This is a genomic window from Stieleria varia (assembly GCF_038443385.1).
Lineage (GTDB): Bacteria > Planctomycetota > Planctomycetia > Pirellulales > Pirellulaceae > Stieleria > Stieleria varia.
In genome coordinates this window covers 2135822-2158232 of the sequence record NZ_CP151726.1, presented here as the reverse complement: position 1 = coordinate 2158232, position 22411 = coordinate 2135822, and the positions used below count along the sequence as shown (strand labels likewise).

The 22411-nt window shown below is 58.1% G+C and carries 19 protein-coding genes; 12 read left to right on the top strand and 7 right to left on the bottom strand.

What is annotated here, in order from left to right; all coding sequences use genetic code 11:
• Window positions 1–193: 193 nt before the first annotated feature.
• From Pla52nx_RS07475 to Pla52nx_RS07465, 3 genes are all read right to left on the bottom strand, one after another.
• Window positions 194–2836, bottom strand: a complete 2643-nt coding sequence (locus Pla52nx_RS07475; protein ID WP_146522424.1) for an ATP-dependent Clp protease ATP-binding subunit — start codon at window positions 2834–2836, stop codon at window positions 194–196.
• 412 nt (window positions 2837–3248) lie between these two features.
• Window positions 3249–3851 carry a hypothetical protein gene (locus Pla52nx_RS07470; protein ID WP_146522423.1) on the bottom strand — a complete coding sequence of 201 codons (603 nt, stop codon included), beginning with the start codon at window positions 3849–3851 and terminating at the stop codon, window positions 3249–3251.
• Window positions 3852–3933: 82 nt separating this feature from the next.
• Window positions 3934–4884, bottom strand: coding sequence for an alpha/beta hydrolase (locus Pla52nx_RS07465; protein WP_146522422.1), 951 nt, complete (start codon window positions 4882–4884; stop codon window positions 3934–3936).
• A 387-nt stretch (window positions 4885–5271) separates the two neighbouring features.
• Here Pla52nx_RS07465 and Pla52nx_RS07460 point away from each other — a divergent pair, with 387 nt between their 5' ends.
• Window positions 5272–6348, top strand: coding sequence for a hypothetical protein (locus Pla52nx_RS07460; RefSeq protein WP_146522421.1), 1077 nt, complete (start codon window positions 5272–5274; stop codon window positions 6346–6348).
• Between the two features lie 531 nt (window positions 6349–6879).
• Here Pla52nx_RS07460 and Pla52nx_RS07455 read toward each other — a convergent pair.
• Window positions 6880–7872, bottom strand: coding sequence for an adenosine kinase (locus Pla52nx_RS07455; RefSeq protein ID WP_146522420.1), 993 nt, complete (start codon window positions 7870–7872; stop codon window positions 6880–6882).
• A 231-nt stretch (window positions 7873–8103) separates the two neighbouring features.
• On the opposite strand from Pla52nx_RS07455, the gene Pla52nx_RS07450 reads away from it, so the two are divergent.
• Complete coding sequence (locus tag Pla52nx_RS07450) at window positions 8104–10143, top strand: redoxin family protein (RefSeq protein WP_146522419.1); 2040 nt, start codon at window positions 8104–8106, stop codon at window positions 10141–10143.
• On the opposite strand, the gene Pla52nx_RS07445 is transcribed toward Pla52nx_RS07450, so the two are convergent.
• From Pla52nx_RS07445 to Pla52nx_RS07435, 3 genes are read right to left on the bottom strand one after another with little or no spacing between them, the layout of a single operon-like run.
• Window positions 10126–11340 carry a 5-(carboxyamino)imidazole ribonucleotide synthase gene (locus Pla52nx_RS07445; protein ID WP_315855009.1) on the bottom strand — a complete coding sequence of 405 codons (1215 nt, stop codon included), beginning with the start codon at window positions 11338–11340 and terminating at the stop codon, window positions 10126–10128. The genes Pla52nx_RS07450 and Pla52nx_RS07445 overlap by 18 nt on opposite strands.
• Window positions 11340–11879 carry a 5-(carboxyamino)imidazole ribonucleotide mutase gene (purE, locus tag Pla52nx_RS07440; RefSeq protein ID WP_146522418.1) on the bottom strand — a complete coding sequence of 180 codons (540 nt, stop codon included), beginning with the start codon at window positions 11877–11879 and terminating at the stop codon, window positions 11340–11342. Before purE ends, Pla52nx_RS07445 begins: the two co-directional genes overlap by 1 nt.
• A 16-nt stretch (window positions 11880–11895) precedes the next feature.
• Window positions 11896–12567, bottom strand: a complete 672-nt coding sequence (locus tag Pla52nx_RS07435) for an HAD family hydrolase (RefSeq protein WP_146522417.1) — start codon at window positions 12565–12567, stop codon at window positions 11896–11898.
• A gap of 216 nt (window positions 12568–12783) precedes the next feature.
• Between Pla52nx_RS07435 and ubiE the strand changes: the two genes are divergently transcribed.
• The 10 genes from ubiE to Pla52nx_RS07385 all read left to right on the top strand — a co-directional run bounded on the left by ubiE (window position 12784) and on the right by Pla52nx_RS07385 (window position 22398).
• Window positions 12784–13647 (top strand): bifunctional demethylmenaquinone methyltransferase/2-methoxy-6-polyprenyl-1,4-benzoquinol methylase UbiE, encoded by an 864-nt coding sequence (ubiE, locus tag Pla52nx_RS07430; RefSeq protein ID WP_146522416.1) that lies wholly within the window; start codon window positions 12784–12786, stop codon window positions 13645–13647.
• Entirely contained in the window at window positions 13644–14300 is a 657-nt protein-coding gene (locus Pla52nx_RS07425; protein ID WP_146522415.1) for a UbiX family flavin prenyltransferase, read from the top strand. Before ubiE ends, Pla52nx_RS07425 begins: the two co-directional genes overlap by 4 nt.
• Window positions 14297–15250, top strand: a complete 954-nt coding sequence (locus tag Pla52nx_RS07420) for a UbiA-like polyprenyltransferase (protein WP_146522414.1) — start codon at window positions 14297–14299, stop codon at window positions 15248–15250. The genes Pla52nx_RS07425 and Pla52nx_RS07420 overlap by 4 nt, the downstream gene beginning before the upstream one ends.
• A gap of 117 nt (window positions 15251–15367) precedes the next feature.
• The gene (gene mqnE / locus Pla52nx_RS07415) at window positions 15368–16525 is read left to right on the top strand and encodes an aminofutalosine synthase MqnE (RefSeq protein WP_146522413.1); all 1158 of its coding nucleotides are present in this window, start codon (window positions 15368–15370) and stop codon (window positions 16523–16525) included.
• A 10-nt stretch (window positions 16526–16535) separates the two neighbouring features.
• On the top strand, window positions 16536–17315 hold the full coding sequence (locus tag Pla52nx_RS07410) for a methylamine utilization protein (protein WP_146522412.1): 780 nt from the start codon (window positions 16536–16538) through the stop codon (window positions 17313–17315).
• A gap of 345 nt (window positions 17316–17660) precedes the next feature.
• The gene (locus Pla52nx_RS07405; RefSeq protein ID WP_231742390.1) at window positions 17661–18932 is read left to right on the top strand and encodes a cytochrome c; all 1272 of its coding nucleotides are present in this window, start codon (window positions 17661–17663) and stop codon (window positions 18930–18932) included.
• Window positions 18929–19123, top strand: coding sequence for a hypothetical protein (locus Pla52nx_RS07400; protein ID WP_146522411.1), 195 nt, complete (start codon window positions 18929–18931; stop codon window positions 19121–19123). The genes Pla52nx_RS07405 and Pla52nx_RS07400 overlap by 4 nt, the downstream gene beginning before the upstream one ends.
• A 55-nt stretch (window positions 19124–19178) precedes the next feature.
• A complete protein-coding gene (locus Pla52nx_RS07395; protein ID WP_231742387.1) occupies window positions 19179–20282 on the top strand; it encodes a COX15/CtaA family protein in 1104 nt (367 codons plus the stop codon).
• Between the two features lie 6 nt (window positions 20283–20288).
• On the top strand, window positions 20289–21398 hold the full coding sequence (cyoE, locus tag Pla52nx_RS07390; protein WP_231742381.1) for a heme o synthase: 1110 nt from the start codon (window positions 20289–20291) through the stop codon (window positions 21396–21398).
• Window positions 21399–21432: 34 nt separating this feature from the next.
• Window positions 21433–22398: an ABC transporter ATP-binding protein gene (locus tag Pla52nx_RS07385; RefSeq protein ID WP_146522409.1), complete on the top strand. Its 966-nt coding sequence runs from the start codon at window positions 21433–21435 to the stop codon at window positions 22396–22398.
• Window positions 22399–22411: the final 13 nt, after the last annotated feature.

The following is a 22411-nucleotide window of genomic DNA, read 5'->3' as shown; positions in this document are numbered from 1 at the left end:
GGGACGGGGCGTGCGAATCCCAGTTGATTGCCGGGGCGTTTGGGCGTTTCGCAGGGGACTGATGGGACTCATGTGACCGATGGGACACATGAGGCTGATGAGGACGGCGTGCGGTAGAGCACAACCGAGTGTCAAGCTGGAAAGCCTGACGTACGTGCATCGCGTGTCAGGCTGGAAAGCCTGACGTACTGGATCATTCGCCTTCGGTGGACGGTTTTTCTCCGTCGCCGACGCCTGCAGCGACGGGCTCCGCGCCCGCTTCGGACAAGCCGCGAGTTTCGCCTTTGAAGTCCAATCGGACGATGGTGACCTTGCCACCATCGCTGTCGACCAGCTTTCCTTCGTCGGTGGTCGTCACATCCTTCATCTCGATGCGATTGCCTTCGGCGGTTTCCAGGATGGCGGTGACAACGATCGTGTCCTTGCCTTCGAAGGTCCCACTGAGCAATTCTTCGCTCAATGGATCTTCGATGCGTTGTTCGATCGCTCGACGCAGTGGTCGGGCTCCGTAATCCAGGTTGCTGCCCTTGCGAATCAAGAACTCCTTGGCTTCGTCGGTCAAATCGAGCGCCAGGCCGCGATCGAGCAAACGCTCACGCACCTTGGACAATTCGTAGTCGATGACCAATTTCAAGTCGTTTCGGGTCAAGTGACGGAAGATGATCGTATCATCCAAGCGGTTGAGGAACTCAGGACGAAACACTCGTTCGATTTGTTCCATCACGCGTTTCTTCATCGCATCGTAGCTCGCGTCCTCGTCCGATTTTTGGAAACCAAACGACGATTGATTCTTGATCGCCTCGGCACCCGCATTGGTGGTCATGATCAGGATGGTGTTGCGGAAGTCGACGTTGCGTCCGAACGAGTCGGTCAAACGTCCTTCCTCCATCACCTGCAGCATCATGTTGAACACATCGGGGTGCGCCTTTTCGATCTCGTCGAACAGGACGACCGCGTAGGGACGACGTCGAATCTTTTCGGTCAACTGGCCACCTTCTTCGTAACCAACGAATCCGGGAGGCGCACCGATCAAACGGCTGACGTTGTGTTTCTCCATGTACTCGCTCATGTCGATATGAACGAGCGCGTCGGAGTCGCCGAACATGTATTCGGCGAGCGCCTTGGCCAACAATGTCTTACCGACACCGGTGGGACCGGCGAAGATGAACGAACCGGTGGGGCGACGGGGATCCTTCAAACCGCTGCGGCTACGACGGACGGCTTTGGCGATCGCGGACACCGCACGGTCTTGGCTGACCACACGTTTGTGCAATTCCTCTTCCATCCGCATCAGCCGCAAGCTGTCTTCGGTCGAAAGTCGTGTCAACGGAATGCCGGTCATCTTGCTGACCACTTCCGCGATGACTTCTTCGTCCACGACGCCGTCGGTCTGTTGACTCTTTTCACGCCAGTCTTGGGTGATCTTGTCCTTCTTCTTGCGAAGCTTTTCGGCTTGATCACGCAGGTTAGCGGCTTTTTCAAAGTCTTGGTTTGCGACCGCGTCTTCTTTTTCCTTGTTCAACCGTTCGACTTCTTCGTCGATTTCTTTGAGATCCGGTGGACGGGTCATGGAACGCAAGCGGACCCGCGCGCCGGCTTCGTCGATCACGTCGATTGCTTTGTCGGGCAGGCAGCGTGCGGTGATGTAGCGTTCGCTCATTTCGACCGCGGATGCGATCGCGTCATCGGTGATCTGAACACGGTGGTGTTGCTCGTAGGCACTGCGTAGTCCCTTGAGGATCTCGATCGTCTCGGCCTTGCCGGTCGGTTCGACGATGATCTCTTGGAAACGACGCGCCAGAGCGTTGTCCTTTTCGATGTACTTTCGATACTCGTCCAACGTGGTGGCACCGATGCACTGGATTTCGCCACGGGCGAGCGCCGGCTTGAGCACATTGGCAGCGTCGATTGCGCCTTCGGCACCCCCGGCACCGACGAGGGTGTGCAGCTCGTCAATGAACAAGATCGTGTTCTTCACGCGACGCACTTCGGTCATCACGGCCTTGATGCGTTCTTCGAATTGCCCACGGTACTTAGTACCGGCGACCATCATCGCCAAGTCCAGCACGACGATGCGTTTGTCGGCGAGGATCTCGGGGACTTCACCAGAGATGACCTGTTGTGCAAAGCCTTCCACGATCGCCGTTTTACCGACACCGGCTTCGCCCAACAGCACCGGGTTGTTCTTGGTACGACGGCAGAGGATCTGGATCGCACGTTCGATTTCTCGCGAGCGTCCGATCACAGGATCCAATTCGCCTTTGCGAGCCAGTTCCGTGAGGTCACGGCCGAAGCTGTCCAATGCAGGAGTCTTGCTCTTGCCGCTCTTGCTCGATGAACCGCCGCCGCCTTCTTCGCCTGTTCGGCCGCCACGCTCACCGACTTCGGCACCCTCCAAGCCGTGACCCAACAGATTGAGGACTTCCTCGCGAACGTCCTCCAGTTTCAAGCCCAAGTTCATCAAGACTTGCGCGGCTACGCCTTCCTGCTCGCGAAGCAACCCGAGCAAGATGTGTTCGGTGCCGACGTAACTGTGGTTCAGGTTACGCGCTTCCTCCATCGAATACTCGATGACTTTCTTGGCACGCGGAGTCTGCGGCAATTTGCCAACGGTCACCATTTCTGGACCGCTCTGAACCAGCTTTTCGACTTCAAGGCGAATCTTGCGAAGATCCACGTCCAGGTTTTTCAAAACGTTGGCGGCGACACCACTGCCTTCTTTGACCAGCCCGAGCAGAATGTGCTCGGTACCGATGTATTCGTGGTTAAAACGCTGCGCCTCTTGATTGGCCAATTGCATGACCTTTCGGGCGCGATCCGTGAATCGTTCGTACATGTGTTTTTCTCGTGACCCAGGTAGGTTGTTTCGCCAAGGCGAAGATAAGTCAGGGATGCTCCTCCGAGCATGTCCGTCATTCTGGCGAATCGTTCATCGCAGAGCTCTATCTAGCAAACCGTACGCCATAGTTGGCAATGCCGTCCGCACGTCGCCGAAGGTGCGAATGGTTCACACCGACGGCACAAGCTGCTCTTCCAGTCCTAATGATTCTATCGGCTGAGCAAAAATCCGGGGATAGGAGGTTGCCCGAATACGGGTCGGGAAACATACGTTTTTCTAAGTAATCCTGATTGCCAGACAAAATGTTCTGGATCGTCACTGCCTGCCAGAATGGACAACGGCAACACCAACAACTCGCTCAAAGCACGGAATCCTGTTTTCAATCCCCGATGTTTTCCCCTGTAGAAACTTATGCCGCTGTCAAATCGGCAGCGCCACGACCTGCCATCTCAGTGCCCGAATCCGCTGACGGAGCCGCAGCGTCTTTTTCTGCAAAATACCTTTCAATACGGGACACTTCCGCATCGATCTCCAACGTCCACGCATCTGCGATTTCCAATCGTTGCAGTTCCGAAATCAACAACCGCGCCGACTCGACCCGATCGGTGTGGCGGTAAACCCCAGAAAGCAACAGCAGACTGGGCGGATCTCTCGGCTCGATTGCTAGCATCCCAAGCAACAGCGGCTCGGCGGCTTTCCAATCGCCCCGCAAAAAGGCTGCGCAGGCCTCGGAGTATCGGTCCGGTTCCTCACTGACGCTGCGGGGGGCCAGCAATTCGGGCAACTCACGAACGCTTTTCTGCACGCAAAAAATCCAGGCAGCGATGCCAACCCAAAATGCGAATCGAACGAGGTAGCTGGAGAGCCAGTCGGGGTACAGAAAACGCAAGAAGAGTAGCGTATTGAGCGCCAACGCGAAGAGCACCGCAGTCGTCAGGGCCGAAATCCGACCACGCCACCAGATTTCGCTGAGGCCGGGCCACAAACAGGTCAGGTAATAACGTGCCGGCATGGCGGGTCGGTTGGACGTGATGGAGGTCAGCGGCTCCCGACTGGGAACCGACGTGGGTTCTAAAGGCTCCGCGGCCCCCGAATCAAGGTGAATCGAGGCCCGGCGAATCGTTGTCGGCAAATTCAGACTTCAGGAACTCCGCAATTTCCAACGCGGCTTGCTCACCCAGGTCGAAAACGCCCGCAAAGTGCATGAATCCATGCAGAACTCCGTCCACTCGACGCCAAGTGGTTCGGACACCGTCGGCAGCCAACCTGCTCGCATATGCTTCGCCCTCATCTCGCAAAACGTCGTACTCCGCCGTGATCACGTACGCTGCGGGCAATCCGGACAGCGAACGAGAGTGCAGCGGTGCGGCCAACGGGCTGAGTTTGCCAGACGGATTGCCGACATGCTGCTGCCAGAACCACTGCATGTTGGCTCGCGTCAGCCCGAAACCCTCGCTGAACTGACGGTAAGACTCCGTCGAAAAATCCGCTGCCGTGACGGGATAGATTAGGACTTGCAGACGAATGGAAAACGGCTCATCGGCCAAAGCCATGGTCACCGCGGTAGCCAAGTTACCGCCGGCGCTGTCACCGGCAACCGCCACTCGATTTTGGTCCGCACCGATCTCGGCTCCATGGGTGGCAATCCAGCGTGTGACGTCGGCACAATCGCCGAGCGGACCCGGATACGGCCTCTCTGGTGCCAGTACATAATCCACCGAGACGACGATGCAGCCCGAGTGCTTGGCGATCCGACGACACAACGCGTCATGTGAGTCGATGCTGCCAAGAACCCAACCGCCGCCATGAAAATAGACAACGACCGGCTTCAACTCATTGCAGTTGGAACAATCGGAATAGATCCTCACCGGGACGTCTTCGATCATCCGGTCTTCCACGCGGTTCAACGACTCCACGCGTCCGGCGAATGCTGAAAAGGTTTCAAATATGAGGCGTGCATCGGACACGGACATGGTTTCCCAGCCCGGTCGAGGATTCGCACGCAATAGATCGACGTAAGCCTGGGATTGGGGATGCAGTGTCATGGCGAGACAGGAAACGAGCGAGTTGGGTTACAAAAGCACATCATAGCTTTGCACCACGCCATGGTTGTTGACGGGCACAATACGAGCGATCGCGCTAATGCAACCAGCTTACCGCCGCAGGCTCTGCAACACCGGCCGTGACGACTGTTCCTGCTGTGCCATGCTGTCTGTACCGTTTGTCCGTTAACCGCAAGTCGATTCGGGAAAACGTCCTTTGCTGCATCGCTCGGTTCTTTCTGATTTCCAGTGATCACTTTGATTGTGGCGGTTCAATTGAGGTAATACCCTTTCCCGCGATAGCAAAACGAGCCGAACTGCATCTCGTGAAGGCCAAGCTGCTGGAAAGGAATCCCAGCAAGTGATGCCCCAGTCTGAAAAGAGAATGCCATGGACGGTCGTGACATGCGTCCGCGAGGACCCCGACGAACGAAACGCAAGATCGCGGCGGCAACGCTGGCGATCGCTGCGTCGAGTTTTTCGGTCGGTTCGATTCCATGGGCATGTGCAAGCCAGCCGCCGACCCCTGCGATCGCCGCACAGTCAGAGATCGATCTATCGAGCGCCCCGTCGCAACGATCGACAATTCGAATCGTTCATGGCAAGAAACGGTACATGGACATCCCGATTGCCAAACCAACGCAAACGGCAAACGAAGCCGCTGCGCCGAGAAGCGATTCCGCATTGCAGAGTTTCAGTGAACTGCTGAGCACCAAAGCGATCCCGATTCGGGAACTCTCACCCAATGATCTCCTGAGCAAGTCGCCCAGCGAATCAGAGTCGCAATCGTTAGAGGAAGTCTCCGACGACGCGTTCGCCTTCGAAGCACCGAAGCTACGTCGGTTTCATGTCGCTGATCGTCGGCAACTCAAACCGCTTGCCGATTTCGTGGCGACCGACGAACTGGTGCTCGATGCATTGCAAGTGGAGGACGATCGCGGCTCAGACGACGAGCAGGTGACCACCGGTGGGCTTCGCAAAGCCGCCAAGCGAGGCGGGTTCGGCATGCTGGCGATCGACCAGATCGGCGAGTACTTTCCTGGCGAAGCCCCCGCCGTTGCGTCGAGCGATGCTGAACCAACGCCAACACCAAGTCTGCCGACCGACACCCAACTGGCCGAAGTCGTTCCGATGCTGCCAGAGCCGGAAACAAAACTACCAACGATCGATGTGTCGAACCAAGCTTTGATCTCACCGACCAATACGAACAGGAACAAGCTCTCACCGATTCGACTTTCCGACGCACAGGACCACTTCACCTTGCCTGATGAATTGGCCGACGAATTGGCAAACAATGGACCGATCGAGCCGGAATTGTTGGCCGAGCAGTTTGCAAAGGCAGTTCAAGGGGCAACGGCCAATCCTGATCCACCGCTGCCAAAGCCGGTCGAAGTCATCGAGATCACGGACTCGGGCGATCTCAAGCCAGGTTTGTTTCAGCGGATCTTTCGGACGATCAAACGTTGAGATCGTACACGTGGCTTGAAATCCAGCGGCTCAGGAGACACCAGCCAACGCGTTGGAAACGCAGAATCAAATGCCGTTTCCGCCTGCGCCTATCGGCTACGGGTCAAACGAGGGCCACTTTTATTGTTTTAGCCATAGCCGAAGTGCGTTAGCCCGGATTACTCACGCCACTGACTACAGTCTTCGCAATACGTTTGCACCAAATGGTTTATGCGGATTGGCACAAAAGCAGTCTGCGCATATCAGCCGCAACGCGATAGCGTCCGGTTCTCACGCCTGTAATCGGGAACCGGACGCTATCGCGTGCCGGCTGATGAATAATCCAGGCTAGCGGGCTGTTGATTTAGTGAGCCGCGACGCGTAAGCGGCCGGGCCTACCGCATTGCCCGGTGCCTTACGGCCCACGGCTCACCCTTGCGTTCCCAATTTCGATTAAATCAACAGGCCACTCGTGTCTTGCGGCTCACAAAGTCAGCAGTCTCCTTCAGCCTCGGGACAATCCAAACCACGTGTCGAAGGCCGGCCGCGCCGCTATCCAAGCTTGCTCAACGCGGCGACTTCTTCACGTGTGAATTTTCGTTCCAAGCGTGCACCCAATTGAGCAACAACGCGTGACGACGCGTGCGAACCGAGGTGACCGGCGGTTCGCCAGGACATCCCGTTGGTGATCCCGTACAGCAATCCGCCGGCGTACATGTCGCCCGCGCCCGTGGTATCGATCGCCTTGGTCGGAACGCCTTCGATCGGAAACGCTTCGCCACCGTGCATCACCAGCGATCCTTTTTCACCAAGCGTCAACGCAACGTTTTCGCAATGCTCGTGAATCTTGGCTGCGCACTGGATCGGGTCGGACTGCCCCGTCAAACTTTGGGCTTCCAATTCGTTGCAGAAAAACAGATCGACCGGACCGGTGATCAGTTCCCAGATCTCATCGCGGATCATGTTGACCAAGAACGGGTCCGACGCGGTGAAGGCGACTTTCACGCCGTGCTGCTTGGCCAATGCCATGGCGCGGTAGGCAGCCGCCTTGGTGGACTCGCCCGTCAGCAGGTAGCCTTCGATGTAGACGTACTTTGAGTTCTTGATCGGTTCTTCGATGATGTCGTCCACGGACAACTGGGCCGACGCCCCCAGGTTGGTCAACATCGTTCGCTGCGCGTCTTGGGTGATCAGCACCGCACAGGTTCCGGTCGGCGCATCGCACGGGGTGACTTCCATGGCAACGCCCAGGTCTCGCATGTCCTGGAGAAAGAACTCGCCGATCGCGTCGCTGCCGATCTTTCCGACGAATCCAGCTTTGCCGCCCAGCTCCGCGACCGCAACGATGGTGTTCGCGGCTGAACCGCCCGCACAGCGATTCAGAGGGCGTCCGTCCAAATGTCCCAGAACAGCGGACTGCTGTTCGTCATCGACCAGCGTCATGATGCCCTTGTCGATCTTCAGATCCGACAAAACGCTGTCGTCCACTTGCGACTGCATGTCCACCAACGCATTGCCCACGCCAAAGACGTCAAACTGACTCATGTGCCTATCTGTCCTGCCAAAACTCACCATGAAAATGGCCAGCAACGCAGCCAACCATGCCGGAACACAGAGTAAAGCATTCTTCGAACCATCCCAAGTGGGCCGGTCGGGTGCCGTTTTTTGACTCCGCAACCAACCACGGTTGAGTTTTCCTGTCTCGGCGGGCCGTTGGATTACGTTACAACTAATGGGATACCCCGCGCTGGACCGGAGAAACACTCGGTGAAACTCATGGACTCACAATTCAAACGACTGACCCTGACCGGACTTTGCCTGATCGGGCTGTCCGTCGCCGCCCCGATCCACGCGACCGCCGAGTCAGGCGATGCCGCGGCGGACGTCCGCTCGGGTCCCGAGCCAATCAAACCCACCGAGCACGGCGTCGGTCGCTTGATCGAAAACGTTTCGTTCACGGATCTCGACGGGGCCACACACCGACTGAGCGATTTTGCCGACCACAAGGCAACCGTGATCGCAATGACCGGCACCGGATGCCCGCTTTGCAAAAAATACTCACCGACGCTGGCCCGGTTGCAATCCGAGTTCCAAGACAAAGACGTTGCGTTTGTGTTGGTCAATCCGAACGAGTCGGAAAGTGTTGCGGTGTTGCGTGAAGCCATCCAGACACACGGCTTCAGCGGACTGTATGTGCGTGACGACCAAGAGGTCCTGACGCGTGCTTTGGGTGCGACCACGACCACCGAAGTCTTTGTGTTGGACGCCGCACGCACATTGGTTTATCGGGGAGCCGTGGACGATCAATACAGCTTCGGCTACGCACTGGATGCCCCCAAACGCAACTTCTTGGCGGACGCGTTGACCGCCGTGCTGGCAGGCGAACGTCCAGAAGTCGCCGCGACGACGGCTCCGGGATGCGAGTTGCTGTTGGTCGAGATCGAGGATACAGAGTCAACAGACTCAGCCGCTGCCGTGACTTTTCACAACCGAGTGTCGCGAGTTCTGCAAGACAATTGTCAGCAGTGTCATCGGGACAATGGACTGGCACCGTTTCCCTTGACGACCTACGAAGACACCAAAGACTACGCCGCCATGATCGCAAACGTCGTTCAACGCCAGATCATGCCGCCTTGGTTCGCCGCACCTCACAACACGGCCGAATCGAAACTGGAGATACGCTGGTCAAACGATCGTTCATTGCCTCAGGAGGATCGAGATGCCCTGCTCGCTTGGGTCGCCGCGGGGGCCCCCGAAGGCGACGAGGCCGACGCTCCATTGCCCCGTCGTTTCAGTGACGAGTGGGAGATCGGTCAACCGGACTTGATTGTCGAGATTCCCGATCCCATCACCGTCAAAGCGAGCGGACAAATGCCGTATCGCCACGCACGTGTCGCCACGAGCTTTGCCGAAGACCGTTGGGTGCAAGCGGTCGAGATCCAGCCGACCGATCGCGCCGTGGTGCATCACGTGCTCGTGTTTATCCAAGACGGCAAGAAAGCCATCAACGAAGACGCCGGGTTCTTTGCCGCCTACGTTCCCGGAAACACGTCTCAGCGTTACCCGACCGGAATGGCCAAGAAACTGCCGGCGGGCAGCTCGCTGGTGTTTCAGTTGCACTACACGCCCAACGGCACGGAAACGGTCGACCAAACTCGATTGGGAATCGTTTTTGCTGATAAGCCGCCGACGCGTGTCATCCGCAACGCCGGTATCTCCAACCACCGCATCTCGATTCCTGCCGGCGCGGGCAACCACCCCGAATCGGCTTCGCTCAAAGTTCCGACCGATGTCCGCGTGCTTTCGTTCATGCCCCACATGCACTTGCGCGGCAAAGCGTTTCGATACACGGTGACGATGCCCGATGGGCAACGCGAAGTGCTGTTGGATGTTCCGCGATACGATTTCAACTGGCAGCTCGAGTACCGGCTAGCTCAGCCTCTGGACATTCCCAAAGGCAGCCAGATCGATGTCACCGGATGGTTCGACAACAGTGAATCCAACCCGGCCAATCCCGATCCCACCGAAACGGTTCGCTGGGGACCGCAAACGGATGATGAAATGCTGCTGGGCTACGTCGAGTACTTTGTGACGACGGAGACCGCAGCGAGCGATTCCGACGAATCACCCGCGTCAGACGATGTCTCCTTGTCGCCGTCGTTTCTGGAAAAGTCCTTTCAGCGTGCCGATCAAAACGGCGACGGCAAAGTCACACGGGAGGAGTTCCCCCGGCCGTTGTTGTTCCGCCGCTTGGACCGCAACAACGATGGAGTGTTGCTGTTGGACGAAGTCCTCGAATCAAGCAGAGCCAACTGAAGTCAATGCCTCGCGTGCCGCCTTTGCCCGCTCGACGGCCAGTTGTGGTGTGGCGGCGGTGGCGGTGAGGTGTCCCATCTTGCGACCGACCTTTGCCACGCGTTTGCCATACAGGTGCAAGTGAACTGCGGCGACGTCCAATGCCGCCGACCAATCCGGTGCGCTGCCGTCTTCGTTCCACAGGTCACCCAACAAGTTCACCATGGCGGCACCGCCGACGATTTGTTCCGTGCTGCCCAACGGCAAGCCACACACCGCGCGAACGTGCTGCTGAAACTGGCTCGTCGCAAACGCTTCGATGGTCAAGTGACCCGAATTGTGTGGCCGCGGGGCGACTTCGTTGATAAAGATCCGATCGGGATCCATCACGAACAGTTCCACGCACAGCAGACCGACCACGCCGAGTGTTTCGGCAGCCGCCGAGGCGATCTGCTCGGCACGTTCTCGCAAGCTGCCGTCGATCGCTGCGGGGGCAACCGTGACATCCAAAATATGGTTGCTGTGAACGTTCTCCATCGGAGGAAAACATTTTGTGACACCGTCGGCGCGACGGGCCACGACGACGGAGATTTCGCGGTCAAACGAAATGCACTGCTCGGCGATCCAACTGTCCGCAGTCGACCAGGGAACCTCCGCCGCCGATTGTGGTCCATCGACGCGATGCTGTCCTTTGCCGTCGTAACCACTCTGTGCGGTCTTGACGATGATCGGCCAGGCAAACCGGTTGGCTGCGGCAATCAAGGACTCGGTGTCGTGAACGGCGACAAACGGCGTGACCGGCAAACCGGCTTCGCTGAGCGTCGATTTTTCGATGATGCGATGTTGTGCCGTCGCCAACACACTGTGCGAAGGATAGGTCGGCGCGAATTGACCGCACAGACGAATCGTTTCCGCCGGGATGTTTTCAAACTCCAACGTGATCACATCACACTGCTGCGCAAAGCGTTGCACGGCGTCGTGATCATCCAATGCCCCACACACGACTCGACGTGTGACTTGAGCGGCCGGTTCGTCGTCGGAGTGACAGAAAACCACGACGTCGTAGCCCATCGTCATCGCGGCATGCGCGAACATGCGCCCCAGTTGTCCACCTCCGACCATGCCGATCGTTGCCGGTGGCAGGATGACTGGGCGATCCACACTGGGCGGCTCCATCGTTTCCATAGCATCCTGCGTCAAATGTTTTTCACTGTCCATCAGTCTTCCAGCTCCAGATCCGCCGACTCGAGCACGGCATTGGTTTGCCGTGTGATGAAATCCTGCAAGCGATCTCTAAGAGCTGCATCCGAGAGCGCCAGGATCCTGGCCGCCATCAGGCCTGCGTTCTTGGCACCCGATGTCCCGATGGACATGGTGGCGACGGGGATGCCGCCGGGCATTTGAACGATCGATAACAACGAGTCGAGACCTTGCAAGGCACGGCTTTGAACCGGCACACCGATCACGGGCAAGTGGGTTTCGCTGGCGACCATCCCAGGCAAATGCGCCGCGCCGCCGGCGCCCGCGATGATGACTTTCAATCCTCGCCCCGCCGCCGACTCCGCATACGCCGCCATGCGTTGTGGTGTCCGGTGAGCGCTGACCACCATGCTCTCAAATGACACCTGCAACTCACGCAGAATCTCCGCGGCGGCTTTCATCGTGGGCCAGTCGTTGCGGCTACCCATGATGATGCCGACCAGAGCATCGGTGGCGGCAAACTTGTCGGCTGGTGGCCGGGTCGACGGATCGTTCATCGGCAATGGTTTTCCATCATGGGATCAATACTTCCAGGGCGGAGGGATGCTCCAAGTCATCGACGACCCAAGTGGCCCCGGCGGCGGTCAGCTCGTCGCGAGTGAACCCGCCCGTGCACACCGCCAGCGACTGAGCGCCCATCGCACGGGCGCAACGGACATCTTTGGGAGTGTCTCCGATGACGATCATATCCGCCACCGCGTCTTTGCCGTGCATCAGAGACCACTGATCGGCCGTACGTCGAGCCAAATCATCGCGATCGGCGTCCAAGTCGCCACCGGACACCCAGCAAAAATGAGTCCCCAAACCGAAATGATCGAGTTTCATTCGACCGGTCTCCGCGAAATTGCCGGTCATCACGGCGGACTTCACGATCGGGAACCTTGAAAGCTCGGCCAGCAGCGAGTTCACGCCCGGTAAGACCGTGCCGCCCGTTTCTTTCAAAACAGTCGGCAGCAAACGCGAATACCGCCGACGCAACCGCCCGCGAGTCTCTTCGTTGTCCGTTAAACCATTCAAACGCAGCAATTCACTCAACAGATAGCGGTCGGTGGCACCTCCGAACACAACCTCCATGTTGACCTTTTCGACCTGAAATTCCAGCGAAATGGCTTGCTGCAACGCACCGCTTCCCGCTCGATGCGTGATCAGCAACGTTCCGTCAATGTCGAAAAACAGCGTTCTCATGCCCGAAAGCGTAATGATCGACCTGCCCGTGTGGTACCTGCCGACAATTGGCGTCGAAAAAATTCCTGCCGCCCTGGTGGCCAATCGAATTTCCCTGCGGTTTACACCCCAGCGTTGCCGTTTCAGACTGTACCAGTGAACCGCTGCCAAATGGAGCTCGGCTCACCGTCACTTCTCCACCCCGCCCGTCTGCTCTCATCCGTCCGTGGACCCAAAATGACCGCCGCTGCTCCGCCCACCGCTGATCCCGCCTCGCCCTCCTCCGGCAATGCGACGTCGACCGGCAACGCGTCGCACGATTCGGGTTTGGACAAGAGCAATCAGCGGGTTCGTGAGATGTTTCGCCAGATCGCACCTCGCTACGATCTGATGAATCATGTCCTGTCGCTGAATATCGACAAGTACTGGCGATGGCGAACCGTCCGACGTTTGAACATGATCGCCGGTGTGCCGATTTTGGACACCTGCACTGGAACGGGCGACCTGGCCATCGCGATCGCCGGCAAAGCACCCGAAGGAGTCGACGTGGTCGGCAGCGATTTCTGTCACGCGATGCTGGAGATCGCTCGTGACAAACGCAAATCCGGCACCCCATCGGAAGACATCAATTTCTTGGAAGCCGATTCGCAGAAACTGCCGTTCGGCGACAATCGATTCCAGTGCGTCACGGTCGCCTTCGGATTGCGGAATGTGACCGATACCGATCTTGGGCTACGTGAGATGACTCGCGTGTGTCGACCGGGCGGTCAAGTCGTCGTGTTGGAGTTTTCCAAGCCTCGACTGTTCGGTTTGCGTCAAATCTATGGTTTTTACTTCCGACATGTGTTGCCTCGAATCGGTCAACTGTTTGCACGCAATGACAAGTCCGCCTACAAGTACTTGCCCGAGTCCGTCGGCGAGTTTCCTGACGGTGCTGAGTTGGCCGAGCGAATGACCGCTGCGGGACTGAGAGACGTGACCTTCACGCCCATGACGTTTGGTGTGTGCACGTTGTACATCGGCGTCAAACCAGGCGAACTGACTGCAGACCAACTGACTGCAGAGGATGAATCGACTGACAACGTGAGTTCGTCCTCATGAGCCAACCCTCAGCCCCGCCGATTGTATTGGCGATCACAGGTGCCAGCGGTGTGATCTACGCGATCCGCTTGCTACAAACTCTGGCAAACGCCGACATCTCCGTTCACTTGACGATCAGCCCCAGTGGTGCCGCGGTGATCGCACAAGAAACCGAATTGCAAGTCAACATTCGCAAACCCGATTTGCAGGCACTGGTGTCGTACGTTCCCAAGTGGTCGAGTGTCACGGCACCCGATGACGCTACGATCGATGATTTCATTTCCAATCGTTTGCGTTATCACCAGTATGACGACTACATGACGCCGATCGCCAGCGGTTCGTTTCGCACGCGCGCGATGGTGGTCTGTCCCTGCAGCGGCAGCACGCTCAGTGGAATCGCTCGCGCCGCAGCATCCAACTTGGTCCAGCGGGCTGCCGAAGTTCACCTAAAGGAGCATCGCAAGCTCGTTTTGGTCCCCCGTGAAACGCCGATGAGCGTCTTGCAATTAGAAAACATGCACCGCTTGGCAGCGGCCGGCGCCGTGATGTTGCCCGCGATGCCCGGTTGGTACCACGGCGTGAAATCGCTGGACGATATCGTGGACTTTGTCGTCAGCCGGATCTTGGACCAATTGGATCTGGACAATCGATTGATTCAGAGGTGGGGCGAGTGAAACCGTCGAACCGTCTGGCGGATTGGCTGGGTCTGATCCGTTTCAGTCACACCATCTTTGCTTTGCCGTTCGCGGCTTTGGCGACCGCGATGGCGATGGCAACACCGCTGCCGGTGACCGCCGGTCAAGCCGACGTCGGACAAACCGAATCCGTCTATCCGTCCGTCGGGATCGCGTCGCTACTCGGGATCATTTTGTGCATGGTCACGGCTCGCAGCGCGGCGATGGCCTTCAACCGATGGGTCGACCATCGCATCGACGCTGCGAACCCCAGAACCGCCGAGCGACACTTGCCCGCGGGGATTCTGACCCGACGCAGCGTGTTGCTATTCACGATCGGTTGTAGTGTGGCGTTTGTTCTCTCGACCCTGTTGTTTTGGCCCAACTGGGTTCCGCTCGCCGCGTCCGTGCCGGTGCTGCTGTTCCTGCTGGGTTACAGCTTGGCCAAGCGTTTCACCGCCGCGGCGCATCTGTGGCTGGGCGTCGCATTGAGCTTGTCGCCGCTGTGTGCGTGGGTCGCGATCCGTGGTCCGGCATCCGTTTTGTCACCGGTCGATTTGATCGCTCCTGGAATCCTGGCCGCTGCCGTGGCCGCCTGGGTGACGGGATTCGACATCATCTACGCTTGCCAAGACGCCCAGTACGACCAATCGGTCGGCTTGCACAGCATCCCCGCCCGATTCGGAGTCGCCGGAGCGCTGCGAATTTCGGCGATCTGCCACGTGGTCATGCTGGGACTGTTGGCCGCATTGCCCTGGGCAGCCGCGGGCAGCGGATTCGGTTGGCTTTTTGGTGGAGTCCTGATTCTGGTGGCCGCGTTGGTGATCCGCCAACATATGCTCGTACGCCCCGATGATCTGCGACGCGTCAATCAGGCCTTTTTCGACACCAATGCGGCGATCAGTGTGGCACTGCTGGTCGCCGGCACGGTGGATTGTTTTTGGCTGTGATGCCGTTTTCCTGCGGCTTCTGCGCCTCCGCGTTGCCCGCTGCCCCGGTCTTCGGTTAGAACACCTGCAAAGTTTCCTGTTGCCGCCCCGGCTCCCTGCCACAGACAGCTCCCAACGATGAACTCTCAAGAAATCACCGCACGCTTTCGTGAAATTCGCGACAAGGTCGAATCAGAAGAACGACTGAGCCTTGACGACGGGATCTTTCTATACGACCCCGCGGTACCGCTGCAGGAAGTCGGCGAGTTGGCCAATTTCGTTCGCGAACGCAAGAACGGCAACGTCGCCTATTTCAACATCAACACCCACCTCAACCCGACCAACGTATGTGTCTATCGTTGTCGATTCTGTGCCTTCCGAAGTGATCTGCGTGACCCCAAGGGCTACGTGATGAGCGATGAACAGATCCTGGCTCGGGGACAGGAGGCGACGGAGAACGGTTGCACGGAAATGCACATCGTCGGCGGACTGCATCACCAAAAACCGTACGAGTGGTACCGGCACATCATCGAACTGCTGACGGAACACTACCCGAAAATTCATCTCAAGGCCTGGACGGCGGTCGAGATCAACTGGTTTGAGTTCCAAACGAAAAAATCCATTGAGTGGGTCCTGCAAGACATGCGTGACGCCGGTTTGGGCAGCATGCCCGGTGGCGGCGCGGAGATCTTTCACCCCGAAGTCCGCGATCAGTTGTGCGAACATAAAGCCAACACGCACGCTTGGCTAGACATCCACCGCACCGCCCACGAGATCGGTTTGCGCACCAACTGCACGATGCTGTACGGCCACGTCGAAAAAGCATTCCATCGCATCGACCACCTCCTGCGTCTACGCGACTTGCAAGATCAAACCGGTGGCTTTCAAGTGTTCATTCCCCTGGCCTTCCATCCTGAAAACACCAAGCTGTCCGATATCAAGAAACCGTCGGCGCTGATGGATCTGCGGACCATGGCAATCAGCCGATTGATGCTCGATAACGTCCAGCACATCAAGGCCTACTGGATCATGCTCGGCATCGAGACCGCGCAAACCGCGTTGGCCTACGGCGCCGACGACATCGACGGCACCGTACGGCACGAACTGATCTATCATGATGCAGGCGCAACCACCCCGGAATGCTTGACCGTCGACTCGATCCGACAATTGATCACCGAAGCCGGGCGGGAGCCGATCGAACGTGATACGGTATATCGACGCATCCACCGCGACGAAAACGATTTCACGCAGTGGGAAAGTGGCGAAAGCGTCGAGTCCTCCCTGATTCATCCCTAAAGGAATCCCCATGTCAAACTTGAAAGAGATGCGTTTGCTGGCACTTTGCCTGCTGGTGCCGGCGTGCTCGCTCCTGACGCAGAATTCCTCAGCAACAGCAGCAGACACGGCAACATTGAAGTTAACGTTTCGACTCAAACGTGCCGCACCGGATCCCAAGCCGTTGGCTGTCAGCGGCCCCGTTTGCGGAAACTTGCAAGTGCCCGACGAGACCTTGGTCGTCAATCCAGACAACCACGGCGTCCAGAACATCTTTGTCTATGTCTACACCAGCCGACGAGGCGGAACCAAACTGGAGCCGGTGGAGATGGAAAAGCAGACGATTGTGCTGGACAACAAGAACTGTCGGTTCGAACCGCATGCCATGGTCGCCCGCAAAGGCGACACGTTGCAAGTCAAAAACAGTGACCCCGTGGGCCACAACGTCAAGCTCGACTTCTTCAAGAACCAACAACTGAATTTGTTGGTTCCGCCTGGACAATCGGTGGACATCAACTTGACAGCAGGCGAGCAAGCACCGGTCCCTGCAAGTTGCAGTATCCACCCCTGGATGGTGACCCAGGTGCTTGTGCTGGATCATCCCTTCGGTGCCGTCAGTGATAAAGACGGTGTCGTCACCATCGAAGGTCTGCCGGCGGGCAAGGAAATTGTGTTCCGGGCCGGCCACGAAAAGTTTGACTTCAGCGACATTACCGTGGAAGGCAAACAAACGGCGTGGAAGAGCAACCGGTTCGAAATGACCCTGCAACCGGGCGAGAACGACATGGGTGTCGTCGAACTGCCCTGGTAAGAGAGGGGCATTGTCGTTCGACTTTCCAAGTCGAAAACGAACGCCACCAACCGGCCAATCACAAACCATACGCCACCTGCCGCAACCTCAGAACTTGAACAGCCAGAGCAGCGGATTTCTGGCTGCGACAATTGATTATGTTGATCGATCGGGGACGTGGCGGTTAACCTCGTGTTGTTGGGAGACTGTTGATTTGGTGAGCCGCAAGACGCTAGCCGCGGGCAATGCACCGTTACCGGCGGCTAGCGCCTTGCCGCTCACCATCGCAGGACGCAACAGGATCAAGTCAGCAGTCTCTTTCGAGGCACCCCGTTTTCCGTTCCCCGTTCCAGATTCGGAGCCACAGTGCCCCGTTGCCGCCACGTGTACCAAATCGTCTGTCAGACCGTGTACCGAGCCGTTTTCCTGCTATCGATCGGCTGTCTGCTCGCCGGATGCGACAAACCTCTGGCGGATTACCCCGCCAACGAGCTGCATGCGCTCGTGCTGAGCACGTCGCGATCTGCCCCCTCGCAGCGATTGGTGCCCGACACGCAAGCCGTGATGCGTCCGCTTTTTGGAACGGCCAAGCAGCCTCATTGGCCGGTCGAGCGGATGAGTGATGCCGCGGCAGGATTAATCGACCCAGAAAGTCTGGTCCGCGCGGCCGGACAAGTCTCCAGCGATGAGGCCGGAAAGCACTACGGGCTGATGGTCGAACACTGCGTGGTTTGCCACGGATTGAACGGTGGCGGCAACGGGCCGGCGGCTTTGTTGCAAAAACCCTATCCGCGAGATTTTCGCCCCGGTGTATTCAAATGGAAATCGACCACACGGGCCAGCAAACCGACCCGAGAGGACTTGGCGAGATTGCTCAAACACGGCGTTCCCGGGACCGCCATGCCATCCTTTGCTTTGTTGGCCCCCGAAGATCGAGATGCGTTGGTGGACTACGCGATCTTTCTCTCGATACGCGGCGAAGTTGAACGGCGATTGATGGCCGTCGCGATCGATGAACTGGGATACGGTGACGACGACTCGTCGATGCCCGACTCTGATCGCCTAAGTGATCCCAGCAATGCCGACCTCGTCGATGCGGTGATCCAGCGGGTGACTAACGATTGGTTGACCGCAGATGAAAACGTTGTGGAGGTGCCAACCGAGACGCCCAACGACGCCGCGTCGATCTCTCGTGGCCGAGAGCTGTTTCATGGTCAAGTCGCCAACTGCGCCGGATGCCACGGACCTGGTGGAAACGGTCAAATGGTGACAATCGACTATGATGACTGGACCAAGGAGTTCACCACCAAGCTTGGGCTGACGCCGACCGACAAGGAGGCGATCCGACCATTTCGCAAGGCCGGCGCGCTTCGCCCCAGCACGATCCAGCCGCGACAACTCAGCAACGGTGTCTTCCACGGTGGCGGCGACAGCGAAACGTTGTATCGACGAATCACTCAAGGGATAGCGGGCACGCCCATGCCCGGCGTGATCGTCTCGGAAACCGAAACGCCGACGGGTTTGACCGCATCGCAGGTCTGGGATCTGGTGCATTACGTGCTCTCGCTCAGCAATTCCGTAACAGAGGATCATCCATCGCACGCCGAGCCCTCCCCTGCGTTGGAAACGTCGACATGACGAAACAACACTACCGTAGCATCGGCGCGATCATCGGACTGGCGATTGGTGCCACACTGATGTATCTCGTTGGACAGGGCGGCGTGATGCCGCTGGCGATCTGCGGTGCAACCGGCGCCGTGGCCGGCGGGATGACGGGCGAGCGAATTTACAACGCCAGAAATCCTTGGGACGAGGGTTCGGAACAATGATTCGTCACGCGTGTGCCTTCAAAGGAATCTACGACTCCACAGGAATCTCGATTCGGTGAGTGAGTATTCGCCCACGACCGCTGCTCGATGGCTGCACCGTTTATCGCTGCTGTCGGTGTGTCTCGTTTGGCCACTGATTTGGGTCGGTGGATTGGTCACGACATACGACGCCGGGATGGCCGTACCGGATTGGCCCAACACGTACGGCTACAACTTGTTTCTGTACCCACTGAGCACTTGGATCTCCGGACCGTTTGATTTGCTCATCGAGCACGGCCACCGATTGTTGGGAGCAGTGGTCGGTGTCGTCGCGATCTCAATGCTGATCGCCAGCATCATCGGTGAACGCCGCCGCTGGGTAACTGGGCTGACCATAGCGATTTTGCTGGCCGTGATTTCTCAGGGCGCTTTGGGAGGTGTCCGTGTGGTATTCGGCGACCGGACTTTGGCGATGATCCACGGATGTTTTGGCCCAGTCGTTTTCGCCCTCTGCGGAGTGGCGGTCGTGGTGACCAGTCGCAGGTGGTTCGATCGAAAATGGAATCAAAAAGCAACCGCTGAGAAACGCAGGACACTCGGGCGATCCGCAGTTTTTCTCGCCTTTGCTCCGGTTTTATTGAGTTACGCCCAATTGGTGCTGGGAGCCCAACTCAGGCACGTCACCCCAATGGCCACAACCGGTTTTTTCACGATGACGGTGGCCATGCACATCGTGACCGCCTTTGTTTTGTGGGTTTTGGTGCCGCTGGTTTACTGGCGATTGGCTCGGTGCGGCGATTTGACGCTCTCCCGCCCGGCGGCGTGGCTGGTAGGATTTGTGACCATCCAGATCCTGCTCGGCACGGGCACTTGGATCGTCAATTACGGGTGGCCACATTTTTTGCGATGGCTCCCTGGCTCCACCGGATTTCTGGTCCAGGCCAAGGGTTTCGTCGATTCCATCGTGGTGACCGCCCATGTCGCCATGGGTTCGCTGATTTTGGCAACGGCAGCAGCGGTGTTTGTTCAGACGCTGCGAACTCGTTACCTTGCCCAGAGCAATATCGGTGAGACCGTTGGTAATGTCGACGGGCGATTCAGTGGATCGTCGGAAATCACAGCCAGTACAAACACTGACCAAAATAACGCTGACGCTTCCGCGAGTGTCACTACCGCTTGATCGATCATGTCCATTGATGTCTTGACCGCTGATATCGCCCGAACCGAGGTCACAACCTCAGTGGAGCCGCTGTTTGGTCGTCACACGACAGGTCAAGAAAATGATCCAATGGATAAGCCCACCGACCATTCGGAACCAACAGCCGAGTCCAGTATCATCGCCAACGAGATCGTTGAAACAGTCGATGCCACGTCGGGTAAAAAGACGTCGCGCGAAAAGATGACCGTCGATAATCTCGATCGTCCTCAGTCGTTGACGCGTGATTTGGTGGAGCTGTCCAAGCCACGGATCGTGGTGATGATTTTGGTCACGACGATCGCCACGGCGATGATCGCCGCCGGTGGCTTTGTCGAACCGATCAGCCTGTGCGTGTTGCTCGTCGGCACCGGCTTGGTTGCCGCCAGCGCCGGCGCGTCCAATCAAATCTGGGAACGAAAAATCGATCGGCAGATGCCACGTACGGCCCGGCGTCCCTTGCCGGGCGGACGCATGGGTTTGCCGACCGCTTTGGCGATGGCTGCCATCTCAGGTGTCGCCGGAACGGCTATGTTGTACAGCCACTTTTCACTCATCCCAGCTGCCGCCGGCGTGGTGACTTGGTTGATGTACGTCCTCGTTTACACTCCCATGAAAACACGCACCGCGTGGAACACCACCGTGGGAGCCGTTGCCGGTGCGTTGCCCATGTTGATCGGCTACACCGCGTTGGACGGTTCCTTGACCGATTGGACTCCATGGCTGTTGGTCGGCGTGCTGGTTGCCTGGCAGTACCCGCACTTCATGGCCATCGCTTGGATGTATCGTCGCCAGTATGCGGCAGCGGGCTTTCAGATGACGACCACGGTCGAACCCACCGGTCGGTCCGCTGGTTGGCAAAGCATTGTCGGTTCGCTGGGATTGATCGGCTGTGCCGTAGCGTTGTGCTGGATTCCCGGTGGTTGGATCGGCGGATCGATCGCGTCGATCGCGGTCACCGTGAGCTGCTTGCCGATGTTATTGCGATCGATTCGATTCGCGCGACAGCGGGATGATGTGTCCGCCCGCGCCCTGATGCTCTCCTCCCTCCTCGTGCTGCCCGCCATCCTGCTCGTCGTCACACTTCGAGTATTCTGGTAACGCCACCGGCGGGAAAAAGGTTCACCTATCAGCCATGTCTGTGTCAGCGTCTCAAGAAGACCTGCAAACCGTACACTCCGCGTCCGACGTGGTATGCGAAGTCAGCGACGTGCGGTTTTCTTATGGAGAAACCCAAGCACTTCAAGGCGTCAACCTCAGGACGTCCGCTGGTGAGATTGTCGCCTTGCTCGGCAAGAACGGCAGCGGAAAAACGACGCTGTTTCGGTTGCTGTGCACCTTGTTGCCCATTCAATCGGGATCGATTCGAATCGGCGGCATCGACTCGGCCAGCAATCCGCTCGCGATCCGCGGCCAAATCGGGATCGTCTTTCAGTCTCCCAGCTTGGACAAAAAGCTGACGGTCGACGAAAACATCGCCTGCCAAGCGGCCTTGTACGGAATCGGTGGCAAGCATCTCAACGAACGGCGCGATGCCGTGCTGGAGCAGATGGAGCTGACCGATCGCCGTCGTGAACTTTGCGAAAAACTCTCCGGTGGACTGAAACGCCGCGTCGAACTTGCTAAGGGAATGTTGCACCGCCCCAAGCTGATGCTGCTGGACGAGCCGAGCACCGGCCTGGATCCGTCCGCACGCATCAACTTGTTTCAGTCGCTGAGAAAAATGTGCGACGACGGCGTTTCGGTGCTGATGACGACGCACTTGCTGGAGGAAGCCGAGAAGGCGGACCGGGTCGTGATCATGGCCGATGGAGCCGTGGTCCGTGAAGGAACGCCACATGAACTGAGAAGCGAGATGGGCGAAGGTGTCGTGACCGTGATCGCGAGCGACCCCGCCGCTGCGATTCGTGTCTTGCGAGATGAATTGCATCTCGACGCCCAGCAGATTGAAAACCAGATTCGAATCCACAGCGACTCACCCGCCGATCTGGTCCCTACGATCCACTCGCGACTGGGCAATGCCGCGCAGTCCATCTCCATCGGCCGCCCCAGCCTGGAGGACGTCTTCATCGCCGCCACCGGCACATCCTTTCACGCCTAGACAAACCAGAACG

Bases quoted from the DNA above. Each gene is read 5' to 3' on its own strand.
- Pla52nx_RS07425 (WP_146522415.1), top strand. From the start codon at position 13,644: ATGAGCCAACCCTCAGCCCCGCCGATTGTATTGGCGATCACAGGTGCC.
- Pla52nx_RS07465 (WP_146522422.1), bottom strand. From the start codon at position 4,884: ATGACACTGCATCCCCAATCCCAGGCTTACGTCGATCTATTGCGTGCG.
- Pla52nx_RS07435 (WP_146522417.1), bottom strand. From the start codon at position 12,567: ATGAGAACGCTGTTTTTCGACATTGACGGAACGTTGCTGATCACGCAT.
- Pla52nx_RS07400 (WP_146522411.1), top strand. From the start codon at position 18,929: ATGACGAAACAACACTACCGTAGCATCGGCGCGATCATCGGACTGGCG.
- Pla52nx_RS07445 (WP_315855009.1), bottom strand. From the start codon at position 11,340: ATGGACAGTGAAAAACATTTGACGCAGGATGCTATGGAAACGATGGAG.
- Pla52nx_RS07470 (WP_146522423.1), bottom strand. From the start codon at position 3,851: ATGCCGGCACGTTATTACCTGACCTGTTTGTGGCCCGGCCTCAGCGAA.
- Pla52nx_RS07460 (WP_146522421.1), top strand. From the start codon at position 5,272: ATGGACGGTCGTGACATGCGTCCGCGAGGACCCCGACGAACGAAACGC.
- Pla52nx_RS07455 (WP_146522420.1), bottom strand. From the start codon at position 7,872: ATGAGTCAGTTTGACGTCTTTGGCGTGGGCAATGCGTTGGTGGACATG.
- ubiE (WP_146522416.1), top strand. From the start codon at position 12,784: ATGACCGCCGCTGCTCCGCCCACCGCTGATCCCGCCTCGCCCTCCTCC.
- Pla52nx_RS07385 (WP_146522409.1), top strand. From the start codon at position 21,433: ATGTCTGTGTCAGCGTCTCAAGAAGACCTGCAAACCGTACACTCCGCG.
- Pla52nx_RS07410 (WP_146522412.1), top strand. From the start codon at position 16,536: ATGTCAAACTTGAAAGAGATGCGTTTGCTGGCACTTTGCCTGCTGGTG.
- cyoE (WP_231742381.1), top strand. From the start codon at position 20,289: ATGTCCATTGATGTCTTGACCGCTGATATCGCCCGAACCGAGGTCACA.
- Pla52nx_RS07475 (WP_146522424.1), bottom strand. From the start codon at position 2,836: ATGTACGAACGATTCACGGATCGCGCCCGAAAGGTCATGCAATTGGCC.
- purE (WP_146522418.1), bottom strand. From the start codon at position 11,879: ATGAACGATCCGTCGACCCGGCCACCAGCCGACAAGTTTGCCGCCACC.
- Pla52nx_RS07450 (WP_146522419.1), top strand. From the start codon at position 8,104: ATGGACTCACAATTCAAACGACTGACCCTGACCGGACTTTGCCTGATC.
- mqnE (WP_146522413.1), top strand. From the start codon at position 15,368: ATGAACTCTCAAGAAATCACCGCACGCTTTCGTGAAATTCGCGACAAG.